We start from the raw sequence: 12,156 nt of genomic DNA, 5'->3' as shown, positions 1-12,156 counted from the left end.
TTACTATAAAATGAAGAAGCACCCAAGAAACTTTCGTAATATAACAGGTTTAACTATAGAGGAGTTTGAAAAGGTGGTGGAAAAAGTGAGGTCTGAGTGGAAAAAACTTGAAAAACAGAAAAAGTGCCATGGTAGAAGATCGATCCTACAAACTTTTTTCTTGCAAGTGGTAATGTATCTAGTACTCTATCTGAGGAAATTAACCCAGCATTTAACTTGCCTAACTCCATATTAAGGAACTTAACATCGAATTCAGCATTATGAATCACCAAAATGTCATTGGATATGAAGTCAAGAAATTCAAGTGCAACATCTGAGAATAGTGGTTTATCTTCCAAAAATTCCTCACTAATACCATGAATCTTAAATGAGTGGTAAGGTATATCTCTTTCTGGATTGAGATATCGATGAAATGTTTTACCTGTTGGAATACGATTAATTAGTTCTACACATCCTATCTCAATAATTCGATGGCCAGATTTAGTATCAAGACCTGTAGTTTCAGTATCAAGTACTATTTCTCGTAGCCTACTTTTCATCAGTTGTCATTTGTTGTTAAATTTTTATCAGTACTTGCCTTCTTATAGTTAATAGAAACAAGTAACCAAGTTAGATCTGATGAATTAATATTTTTTTTGAATTGCCATACATCTTCAACTTTGTTAATAGTAGACATGCTACCTGATGTGATGTTTCCTTCGTTATTCTTAACGAAGTTAATTTGCTCTGAAAGGAAATATACTGCAATAAATATTACGTTTTTTACTAACTTTATTTCTAAGATCTTTTGTGAAACGATAGAAACAATTATGGACTCATGTGTCTCTTTACGATGTTTAATCTTATCCACAAAACTGTTATATAAGTCTTTGTCCAGAAGGGATTTTAATTGAGGTAAATTTCCTTGGTTAAAATATTTTATTATTAATTCAAAAGCTATGCTTGAACCTTCTATAAAATTGGAAATAGAAAACTCTTTGTTTTTTTGTAATATTTGTTCATAAGTAGTTTCTATTGAACTTTTGTCGTTGCTATAAATATAATCTTCGATATTTTCTACCACATCTTCTTTACTTTGACTTACATCCAATACACCTGTTAGCTTTTTTAGGTTGAGACTGGCTGATCTTCCTAAAGAATTATATAAGCGTGAAAAAATAAACGCCGCTAGTAAAGCATATATTACAAGCTCTATCATGGTAACTTAACTCCTTGATATATAAAGTATCTAAATATTATTAATTATTGATAAAAATATGTTTTTCATATTAACCTATAGTTAGGTTTACTATTCATTTGTAAATGAATATATTATATAAGAAAGTATTAAACATCTCAACTTAATTAAAGGAGACGTAAGAAATGTCACAACACAAAATGAAAATTCATGGTCAGTATGTCAAAGATTTTTCGTTTGAGAATCCAAATTCGCCATTCCTTCCTTCTAGTAAAGCTCCTGATATTAATGTAATGGTTAATATTAATTCAGCAAAATTAGAAGGAACAGAAAATAAAAAAGGAATAAGTGAAGAAAAGCCTTTTCATGAAATTACTTTGCATATAGAAGCCAAAGCAACGGTAAAAGATGAAGATGTAAAAGATGATATAGCTTTCATTTGCGAGGTAAAGTATTGCGGTATTTTTTCAATAGAAAATTTTACAGAGCTAAGTGAGGAAGAGGTGAGACAAGCTTTATTTATTGGTGGACCTACTTTTCTTTTCCCTTTTGCAAGAGAAATAATTGCAAGAACTACAAGTAGTGGTGGGTTTCCTCCACTTATGCTAGATCCTATAGATTTTGAAACTATGTATCAGCAGCAAAGTCAACAACAAAAAAGTAGCGCTAGTAATTCCAATTTTAACTAATACAGGATGAACAATTCTTTAAATGCAAAGACGACTTTAAATATTGATGGAAGGTTATATAACTACTTTAACCTAAGTAACGCTGGTAAATTTTTAGGAGTAAATTTAACAAAATTGCCTTGTTCACTCAAGGTATTGCTTGAAAATTTATTGCGCAACGAAGATGGAGTAAGCGTTAAATTAGATGACATAAAGATATTAGCAAATTGCGTCAAGAAACACATTAATCACGAAATTAGCTACAAGCCAGCAAGGGTTTTGATGCAGGATTTCACAGGAGTTCCTGCTGTCGTTGACTTAGCTTCAATGCGTAATTATGTGAAGAAAAACGGAGGTAACCCCAGCAAAATAAATCCATCTGTACCTGTTGATCTTGTGATCGATCACTCTGTTCAAGTAGATAGTTACGGAAGCACTTCTGCATTTGGTAAAAACGTTGCACTGGAAGTAAAAAGAAATTTGGAGAGGTATCAATTCTTAAAATGGGGAGAGTCATCCTTCACAAATTTTAGAGTAGTGCCACCAGGTACTGGAATTTGCCACCAAGTGAATCTTGAATATTTAGCGCAAGTTGTATGTAACGATAGCGGAGTTCTATATCCAGATACCTTAGTCGGTACAGATAGTCACACTACTATGGTAAATGGTTTATCGGTTCTTGGTTGGGGTGTTGGTGGAATAGAAGCTGAGTCTGTGATGCTTGGTCAACCAATTAGTATGGTAATTCCAGAAGTAGTAGGATTTAAATTAATAGGAAGACTTTCAGAGGGAGTAACAGCAACTGATCTAGTGCTAACGATTACTAATATCCTGAGAACAAAAGGCGTTGTTGGCAGATTTGTGGAATTTTATGGTGATGGCTTAGATTGTTTATCTTTGGCAGATAGAGCAACCATAGCTAATATGGCTCCAGAGTATGGTGCAACTTGTGGATTCTTTCCAATTGATCAGAAGACACTAGATTATTTAAACTTAACCGGAAGGCCAAAAGAGTTGGTTAAATTAGCTGAAGTCTATGCAAAAGAACAAGGGCTGTGGCGTAGTAATGAAGAATTGGCGTTCTTTGACACACTGAAGCTTGATTTATCAAGCGTAAAGCCAGTGATGGCTGGTCCTAAAAGACCACAGGATAAGATTTTCCTTTCAGAAGTAGCGGAATCTTTTTCTACATCTTTTCCTATTAATGAGACAAACAGACCTCCGTTGGAACCTATCTATGGCGATCAGCTCCAGAGTGGCAGCGTAGTGATTGCAGCAATAACAAGCTGCACTAACACCTCAAATCCAAGTGTGATGATTGCTGCAGGTCTTGTAGCTCGTAATGCAATTAAACTTGGATTAAAATCAAAGCCTTGGGTTAAAACTTCTCTTGCTCCAGGGTCACAAGTTGTGACAGAATATTTAGAAAAGTCTGGATTGCAGGTAGATCTAAATGCTTTGGGTTTTAATCTAGTTGGATATGGCTGCACAACTTGCATTGGAAATTCTGGTCCACTTAATAAGGATATAGAGGATGATATAAAAAACAAAAACTTAACTGTTGCTGCAGTTTTGTCTGGCAATCGTAACTTTGAAGGAAGAATTCATCCGTTAGTCAAAGCTAATTACTTGGCATCTCCGCCACTTATTGTTGCATATGCACTTGCAGGCACTGTGCAAATTGATTTGACAAAAGATTCAATATGCAAAGATAAGAATGGAAATGATGTCTATCTCAAAGATATATGGCCAACAAATAATGAAGTTGAGAGCTGTGTTAAAAGTGTTGTGACGCGTGAAATGTTCATACAAAAGTATAAGGATGTTTTTTCTGGTGATGAGCATTGGCAAAAGATAAAGTGTGAGAAAGGTGAAATCTATGATTGGGACACGAAAAGCACTTATATACAAAACCCTCCCTATTTTGATAATTTATCGACTAAGAACAATGGAAGCAACATAGTTGATATAAAGAATGCGCAAATACTAGCGATGTTTGGCGATAGCGTCACTACCGACCACATTTCCCCTGCTGGAAATATTGCCTCAAATAGTCCTGCAGGCATATATTTAAAAGGTCTTGGAGTTGAACCGCAAGATTTCAATTCATATGGATCTCGCCGCGGTAACCACAACGTAATGATGCGTGGAACCTTTGCTAATATCAGAATAAGAAATAAAATGGTGAGCGCTGAGGGTGGCTATACAAAACATATTCCTTCTCAAGAAACTATGTCAATTTTTGATGCAGCAATGCAATATAAAAGAGAAGCTGTTCCATTAGTTGTCATTGCAGGAAAAGAATATGGTACAGGTTCAAGTAGGGATTGGGCAGCAAAGGGTACTGCATTACTGGGAATTAAAGCTGTGATTGCAGAAAGTTTTGAACGCATACATAGGTCCAACTTGGTCGGCATGGGTGTTCTTCCACTTATATTCCAAAATGGAATAACCAGAAAGATATTTGATGGTAGTGAGATAATAAGCATAAAAGGTGAAATAGTATCAAATGGAAATCTAGAATGTATCATTAAAAGACAGGATAATTCAAAGCAATCAATACAACTCAAATGCTGTGTACAAACCGCAACTGAGATTAAATACTTAATGAGTGGTGGAGTGTTAAGCTACATACTTCTTTCGACTTAGTAAAAGTAAGTACTAGACTTCTTTTAGCTCCAGCCCTGGTCCTTTTAAATAATGATTTGTTCTATGCGAAGTTATGATATAATTTTACCTTACATATAGTAAAGGTGTTTTATAGATAATTATGATTAGCTCTATACAAGAACCTAATGAACTCAGAAAACGTTTACAAGGATTTTATCGTACTGATGAAAAAAGCTGTGTACGTTATCTTGTAGAAAAAGTAGAACTTTCGGTTGATTCGAAAAACAGAATTTACAATATTGCAAAACAAATTGTCGAAAAGATTAGAGGTAGTAAATTAGGCATTATAGATTCTTTTATACAACAGTACTCACTTTCTAATGATGAAGGAGTAGCACTAATGTGTCTTGCTGAATCATTACTTAGAATACCAGACGATTACACAATAGATGAATTGATCAAAGATAAAATTGCCAACCAAGAATGGAATAAACACTTGGGGCGTTCCTCTTCATTGTTTGTTAATGCTTCTACATGGAGTTTAATTATAGGAAGCAGTATATTAAGAAACAATGAAGAGGATTCAAAATTCTATAACATAATTTCCAGGTTATTGAAAAATTTAGGAGAGCCAATAATTCGCAAAGCGGTAAAACAAGCAATATCCATTCTTGGCAAGCATTTTATTGTTGGAGAAACTATAGAAAAAGCATTGGAAAGTGTGAAATCAGATGACTACAGTAAGTATTTATGCTCTTTTGATATGCTTGGTGAATCTGCTTGCACAGTTGAGGATGCGGAAGAGTATTTTAATTTATACATGCATGCAATAAAAGCCATAGGTGAATCTGCTGACATAAATGATTGCTTTAAATCTCAGGGGGTTTCAATCAAATTGTCTTCGCTGCACTCACGTTATGAATTTAGCCAATTTGATAATATGGCTGAAGAACTGAGAACTAAAGTACTGGAACTTTGTCATGAAGCAAAAAAGTATAATATTTCATTGTGTATAGATGCAGAAGAATCAGAAAGGCTTGAGATGTCGCTCGTGTTATTTGAACAGTTGCGTCTTGATGAGTCACTTTCTGAGTGGGAAGGGCTTGGTCTAGCTGTGCAAGCGTATCAAAAACGTGCTTTGTCTGTTCTTGATTTTGTTGAAGATGTTGCCATTCGATCAAAGCATAAGGTTATGGTGAGACTTGTGAAAGGAGCATATTGGGACTCGGAAATCAAGCGCACACAAGAATTAGGGTTAATTGGTTATCCGGTGTTTACTAGAAAAAGCCACACAGATGTATGCTACCTTGCCTGTGCGCAGAAACTTTTAAGCAAAGAGAATCACTTTTATCCATGTTTTGGAACTCATAATGCTTATACTTTTGCTACTATAATAGAGCTTGCCGATAAAAATCATCCTGGGTTTGAGTTTCAGCGCTTACATGGAATGGGTAAAAGTTTGTATGATTATGCAATTTCAGAACTTGCAACAAGCATCAATTGTCGTATATATGCACCAGTTGGTAAACATAGTGATTTATTGCCATACCTTATTAGGCGTCTTCTTGAAAATGGAGCTAATAGCTCGTTTGTCAATCAAGTAAATGATTCTGACGTTAAAATTGAAGAATTAGTCTCAGATCCATTAGAAAAAGTAAAAAGCTTAGAATATGAGCCTCATCCAAGCATTCCGTTGCCACGAGATATTTTTGGAGAGGAAAGAAAAAACTCCTTGGGAATGGATATTAGCGATTCAATTGCAGTTTCACAATTTGCAAATGATGTAAGGGAATTTAGTGAAAAGAAATGGCAGGTTGGCCCAATAATTGATGGAGAGTCGTTTCTTGACAGTGCGGAATTTACCGAAGTAGTGAATCCTGCACATTTGGAAAATGTAATTGGGGAAGTGTCAAGTGCAACAAGTGCTCATGCTTTAAATGCTCTTGAAATAGCACATAGTGCTTTTACTAAGTGGCAGAATGTTTCAGCAGAAGAGCGCGCTAAATGCCTTGAAAAAGCTGCAGATTTGCTTGAGGAAAGGATGAAAGAGTTAATTTATATTCTGATTGTAGAAGCAGGAAAAATTTTATCCGATGCAATAGCAGAAGTAAGAGAGGCAATCGACTTTTTGCGCTATTATGCAATGATAGCAAAAAATGAACTGAATGACTGGAAAAAATTGCCAGGTCCAACAGGTGAAGATAACTTCATCTTTTTTGAAGGCAGAGGAGTTTTCTTATGCATATCACCGTGGAATTTTCCACTCGCGATCTTCATTGGACAGGTTTCAGCTGCACTTGCAGCAGGTAATGCAGTGCTGGCAAAACCGGCAGAGCAAACGCCGATTATTGCCTGTGAAGCCGTTAAGATACTACACGAAGCTGGAATACCAAAAAATGTGCTACACCTTATTCCAGGGGATGGTTGGTATTTAGGTAAAACATTAGTGCCAGATAATAGAATTTCCGGTGTAGCTTTTACTGGTTCAACACAAACTGCTCAAATAATTAATCGAATGCTTGCTAGTAGAGATGGTCCTATTGTGCCACTTATCGCTGAGACTGGTGGATTAAATGCTATGATTGTTGATAGTTCTGCTCTTTTAGAGCAGGTAACTAAGGATGTTTTAATTTCTGCATTTCGCAGTGGCGGTCAACGTTGTTCTGCTCTCAGAGTGCTATTTATTCAAGAAGATATAGCAGAAAAACAAATAAAAATGATATGCAATGCAGCTCAAGAACTAAAGATAGGTGACCCAATACAACTGAGCACAGATATTGGTCCAATAATTGACAAAGCATCTATTGATATGCTCACTAAACATACGGAAAAGATATCAAGGGATGAAGATTCAAACCTTTTGTCCAAGGTACCCATGGATACAAATTCTTATAATGGTTATTTCTTTCCTCCGTACATTTATGAGATACAAAAAATTTCGCAATTAAAGCAAGAAGTGTTTGGGCCTATTTTACATATCATACGTTTTAATAAGTCGCAGTTAAATGAAGTTATAAGTGATATAAACAATACAGGATATGGACTTACGTTTTCTTTGCAAAGCCGTGTACAAAGTCAGATCGATTTAATAAGCAAGAAAATATCAGTTGGAAATGTATACATCAATCGCAATCAAATAGGTGCAGCAGTTGGAATACAACCATTTGGCGGTAGAGGACTGTCAGGTACCGGACCAAAAGCTGGTGGTCCTAATTATCTGCAACGTTTTTCTATAGAAAAGGTTGTAAGTGTCAACACTACAGCATGTGGCGGTAACATTAAACTTGCGTGTTTGGATTGATTTGCAATTTCTAAATTGGAAGTCCGTGCAGTTGTGTATGCAGTACTAAAACCTAAAACTCATACATTGAAAGGATAGTTGTGATTCTAAGGAGGCTTCAAAGAAAGTCTTGTCTTTAATAAAAGAAAAAGGTTGCTATAATTCTGATAAAAGCACTATAAACAAAATGAATGTAAAAAATATCTTATTAGCGTTTTTAGTACAATTTATATTCGATTTGTCATTATTTGCAGCTGATCCTATTTTGCTTAATTGTATTGAAACTCCAGGGATTTATGATCTTGAAACAAGGCCAAAAAGCTTTAACTCTTCAAATAATTTAAGAAGAAAACCTGGCTCTCCAAATAATGCATCAGGAGAATTAATAAATGTAGTGGGTAGAGTTACTGATGTAAATTGCTTACCGATACAAAATGCTGTGGTTTCTATATGGCACGCAGACTCACTTGGCATGAGCTATTATGATGAAAATGTGGAGCTTGATCCAAATTTTGCTGGATCAGGAAGATTTGTAGTAAATAACCTTGGCTATTATAATTTTATTACAATAGTACCAGGTAAAATTGGTGATAGGGCTCCACACATCAACTTTTTGGTCCAACATCCAGATTTTCCAGAATTCACAACACAAATGTTTTTTGCTGATCATAATTGCGATAACTGTGATGATCTTCTTCTTGGTAATCTTATTGAGAGTGGACTTGCAAGCCTTCTGATAGCACCATTTACTTATAACAATCAGGCTATGAAGACCTACACATTTAATATAACCCTAGGTGGGCATAACAAATTTTCTGATAAAAGATAAAGCCCTTGCATATCAGCGGAGTTCATAGTAGTCTTAAGCGCTATTGTACTTAAAATGTATATGAAAAATATCTTACTAATGTTTTTACTATGCTTTATGTGCAGCTTACAATTATTTGCAACGGAGATGTCAACGATGAAGATAACAATTTCTAAAGCTTTACCCGATTTTGAGACGCTAGTGGTAGGTTTTTTTGAGGGTGATAAGCTCATAACTAATGTTCTACAAGATAAGCAAGCTATAGATAACATCAAGAAATTTAGTGATTTTAATGGAGGTTTTGGTGAATTTTTCTCCGTTACTTCATCAGAGGGAAAAAATATTATAGTTGCTGGTCTTGGAATGAGAGATGAATGGGATGAAAGCAAAGGATTAAATATTGGTGGTAAAATATATTGTGAGCTAAGCAGATTAAGAATCAAGCGAGCGGCAATCTCAATCGAAGGCAATGCAGCAAATGTTGCATACGGTGCATTTTTGCGCAGTTTTAAATTTGATAAGTATAAAACCAAAAAGGATGAAAAAGTTACAGAAGTAGAGGAGATCACAGTGCTAACGAAAGATGAGCAATTTAGTAGTGCTGAAAAATCATTTGAGCGTTTAAGACAAGAAGGTGAAGGCATATTTCTTGCACGTACTCTTACCATTGAACCACCTAATGTTTTATATCCAGAATCCTATGCTGATTATATAAAAACCGAGCTTACTAAGCTTGGCCTTGAAATCGAAGTGCTTGGTAAGAAGCAGATGGAAGAGAAAAAAATGGGAGCATTGCTTGGGGTAGCACAGGGAAGTAGTAAAGAGCCAAAATTAGTAGTGATCAAATGGAATGGAGCTTTCAAGGAACAAAAGCCTGTAGCTTTTGTGGGTAAAGGCATAACGTTTGATACTGGTGGAGTGTCACTCAAGCCTTCGCGTGGCATGGAGTCAATGAAATATGACATGGCGGGTTCTGCTACTGTGGTTGGGGTGATGCGTACTCTAGCTGGACGAAAAGCAAAGGTAAATGCAGTTGGTGTAGTTGCACTTGCAGAAAATGCAGTGGACGGTAATGCTCAAAGACCAAGTGATGTAGTAACTTCGATGTCTGGACAGACGATAGAAGTGTTGAACACTGATGCAGAAGGAAGGCTCATACTTGCAGATGCTTTATGGTATACACAAGATAGATTTGCACCGAAATTTATGATCGACCTTGCAACTTTAACTGGTGCTATAGTGGTTGCACTGGGAAATAATGAATATGCTGGTCTTTTTTCAAATAACGATGAATTAGCGAATCATCTGATTGATGTAGGAAATGAAGTAAATGAGAAATTATGGCGTTTTCCTATGAATGAAACTTATAACAAAATTATTGATTCGCCGATTGCTGATGTGCAAAATATAGCTCCTGCAGGTTCTGGTGGAGATAGTATAATGGCTGCACAGTTTCTACAGCGTTTTGTAAACGACACTTGTTGGGCACATTTAGACATTGCAGGCACTGCTTGGCACGAAAAAGGCACTGATATTTCTCCAAGAGGGGCAGTAGGTTTCGGTGTAAGGTTGCTAAATAAGTTGGTTGAGAAGTACTATGAGATTAATAATTAAGGATCTTTGTATTGAGTTTATAGCTTAATTTACGGCTACATGAATGTCTATTTATAAGACGTAGAAAATGATATCATCAAAGTAACTTACATTTTCTTTTTTGGGGATTCTAAAGTTACACACTTGAGCAGCATCAAGAGAAAGTATTTTGTTCAAATGATGATTGTAATGATGGACTATTAAAACTTTAAAGCTATTGGGTATTGACGGTATATACTTAAGTGTTAGAATAAAATAGGAAGTTTTTAGGAGTTTATATGGCAGCAGGCGGAAAAGCGAAAACAGCTAGTAAAAATAACCCTACTCAGCGTAAGAAAGCAGAACAAAAAATGTATAAGGATAAACCGGTAAAGCCGGTTAGATATATAGACCGTGATTCACGTATGAACTATATGTCTGCTCAATACGATAACGGCAATCTAGTTGAAGATGAGGTAAGCGGCAATCCTATAAAGTGGGAAGCTGTATAGTAGTTGTGGTTAAAGTTACTATTAATTCTAAGGAATGTGAAGTAGAGCATGGGCTCACTATAATTCAAGCTTGTGAAGTTGTGGGCGTTGAAGTTCCGCGGTTTTGTTATCATGAGCGTTTAGCAATTGCTGGTAACTGCAGAATGTGTTTGGTTGAAGTTGAGGGTGGCCCTCCAAAACCAGTAGCTTCTTGTGCAATGCCAGTTGCAGAGGGTATGGTTATTCACACGGATACTCCCAAGGTAAAAAAGGCGCGTGAAGGAGTGCTCGAATTTTTACTAATTAATCATCCACTTGATTGTCCAATTTGTGATCAAGGTGGTGAGTGCGATTTGCAAGATATAACAATGGCTTATGGGAAAGGAATAAGCAGACTTGATGAGCATAAAAGAGCTGTGCCAAAAAAACATTTTGGTCCACTGATTGGAACTGCAATGAATAGATGCATTCATTGTACTCGATGTGTTAGATTTTTGTCCGATGTTGCAGGTACAAATGAACTTGGAGGAATTGGCAGGGGAGAAAATATAGAGATTAGTACTTACATAAAAAGGCATATTAGCTCTGAATTATCTGGGAATATTATAGATCTCTGCCCGGTAGGGGCTTTAACTTCAAAGCCTTACTCCTTTACAGCGCGTCCATGGGAGCTATCACATTGTGAGACTATAGATGTGCTAGATGCTGTGGGAAGTAGCATTAGAGTTGATTATCGTGGCCTGGAAGTTATGCGAATATTACCAAGGCTGAGCGAAGAGGTAAATGAAGAATGGATATCAGATAAAACCCGTTTTGCCTATGATGGACTAAAAGTTCAGCGTCTTGATCAACCTTATGTAAAAAAAGATGGTAAATTAGTCCCAGTTGATTGGAATGAAGCACTAACTGTTGCTGCAAAGAAATTAAAGAATACAAAATCAAATAAAATAGCTGCAATTGCAGGTGATTTAGCAGATTGTGAGTCTATGCTTCTACTCAAAGAAGTGATGCAGAAGCTCGGCTCGGGGAATATAGACTGTAGGCAAGATGGAGCAAAGCTTATACCAAATAATCGTGGGTCATATGTATTCAACACCACTATTGAGGGTATAGAAAATGCAGATTTATGTCTGCTTATAAATACAAATCCAAGAATAGAAGCACCAATAATTAACGCAAGATTGAGAAAGAGATATTTACAAGGTAATTTCACTATTGCAAATATTGGTCCTAATCTTGAATATCTATATAATGTTGAAAGATTAGGTGATGGTCCAAACGTTCTAAAAGAAATAGAAGAGGGAAATCACAAATTCTGCGAGTTACTGAGTGCGGCTCAGAACCCTATGCTAATTATCGGTCAAGATGCATTAATAAGAGATGATTCTGAATCAGTTTTAGCTCTAGCTGGCAAAATTGCAGAAAAATTTAACATGATCGATCAACCTTATGTAAAAAAAGATGGTAAATTAGTCCCAGTTGATTGGAATGAAGCACTAACTGTTGCTGCAAAGAAATTAAAGAATACAAAATCAAATAAAATAGCTGCA

Annotated in this window: 8 protein-coding genes and 1 pseudogene; 7 read left to right on the top strand and 2 right to left on the bottom strand. The window is 35.9% G+C overall.

Annotated features, from left to right (window positions below):
• Positions 1–140: 140 nt before the first annotated feature.
• Positions 141–539 (bottom strand): annotated as a pseudogene (locus ACJ5GX_RS07290) (exonuclease domain-containing protein); the annotation flags it as partial.
• Complete coding sequence (locus ACJ5GX_RS07285; RefSeq protein ID WP_007302466.1) at positions 539–1,198, bottom strand: Tim44/TimA family putative adaptor protein; 660 nt, start codon at positions 1,196–1,198, stop codon at positions 539–541. The pseudogene ACJ5GX_RS07290 and the gene ACJ5GX_RS07285, both read right to left, overlap by 1 nt.
• 164 nt (positions 1,199–1,362) lie before the next feature.
• On the opposite strand from ACJ5GX_RS07285, the gene secB reads away from it, so the two are divergent.
• The 7 genes from secB to nuoG all read left to right on the top strand — a co-directional run.
• A complete protein-coding gene (gene secB / locus ACJ5GX_RS07280; RefSeq protein WP_007302467.1) occupies positions 1,363–1,866 on the top strand; it encodes a protein-export chaperone SecB in 504 nt (167 codons plus the stop codon).
• A 6-nt stretch (positions 1,867–1,872) separates the two neighbouring features.
• On the top strand, positions 1,873–4,494 hold the full coding sequence (gene acnA, locus ACJ5GX_RS07275) for an aconitate hydratase AcnA (protein WP_052264762.1): 2,622 nt from the start codon (positions 1,873–1,875) through the stop codon (positions 4,492–4,494).
• A gap of 121 nt (positions 4,495–4,615) precedes the next feature.
• Positions 4,616–7,756, top strand: coding sequence for a bifunctional proline dehydrogenase/L-glutamate gamma-semialdehyde dehydrogenase PutA (gene putA / locus ACJ5GX_RS07270; RefSeq protein ID WP_230609022.1), 3,141 nt, complete (start codon positions 4,616–4,618; stop codon positions 7,754–7,756).
• Between the two features lie 166 nt (positions 7,757–7,922).
• Positions 7,923–8,564 carry a protocatechuate 3,4-dioxygenase gene (locus ACJ5GX_RS07265; RefSeq protein ID WP_012481990.1) on the top strand — a complete coding sequence of 214 codons (642 nt, stop codon included), beginning with the start codon at positions 7,923–7,925 and terminating at the stop codon, positions 8,562–8,564.
• 126 nt (positions 8,565–8,690) lie between these two features.
• Entirely contained in the window at positions 8,691–10,157 is a 1,467-nt protein-coding gene (locus ACJ5GX_RS07260; RefSeq protein WP_262986680.1) for a leucyl aminopeptidase, read from the top strand.
• A gap of 257 nt (positions 10,158–10,414) precedes the next feature.
• Complete coding sequence (locus ACJ5GX_RS07255) at positions 10,415–10,627, top strand: hypothetical protein (RefSeq protein ID WP_006279675.1); 213 nt, start codon at positions 10,415–10,417, stop codon at positions 10,625–10,627.
• 5 nt (positions 10,628–10,632) lie between these two features.
• Positions 10,633–12,156: NADH-quinone oxidoreductase subunit NuoG (nuoG, locus tag ACJ5GX_RS07250; protein WP_495292856.1), on the top strand; the 1,524-nt coding region annotated here is incomplete at its 3' end.

The organism is Wolbachia endosymbiont of Tuta absoluta (genome assembly GCF_059414725.1).
The sequence above is the reverse complement of the archived record's forward strand: the minus strand, read 5'-3'. Positions and strand labels throughout refer to the sequence as shown.

Excerpts from the sequence above, each read along its gene's own strand:
- ACJ5GX_RS07285 (WP_007302466.1), bottom strand. The coding sequence starts at position 1,198 with ATGATAGAGCTTGTAATATATGCTTTACTAGCGGCGTTTATTTTTTCA.
- secB (WP_007302467.1), top strand. The coding sequence starts at position 1,363 with ATGTCACAACACAAAATGAAAATTCATGGTCAGTATGTCAAAGATTTT.
- acnA (WP_052264762.1), top strand. The coding sequence starts at position 1,873 with ATGAACAATTCTTTAAATGCAAAGACGACTTTAAATATTGATGGAAGG.
- putA (WP_230609022.1), top strand. The coding sequence starts at position 4,616 with ATGATTAGCTCTATACAAGAACCTAATGAACTCAGAAAACGTTTACAA.
- ACJ5GX_RS07265 (WP_012481990.1), top strand. The coding sequence starts at position 7,923 with ATGAATGTAAAAAATATCTTATTAGCGTTTTTAGTACAATTTATATTC.
- ACJ5GX_RS07260 (WP_262986680.1), top strand. The coding sequence starts at position 8,691 with ATGTCAACGATGAAGATAACAATTTCTAAAGCTTTACCCGATTTTGAG.
- ACJ5GX_RS07255 (WP_006279675.1), top strand. The coding sequence starts at position 10,415 with ATGGCAGCAGGCGGAAAAGCGAAAACAGCTAGTAAAAATAACCCTACT.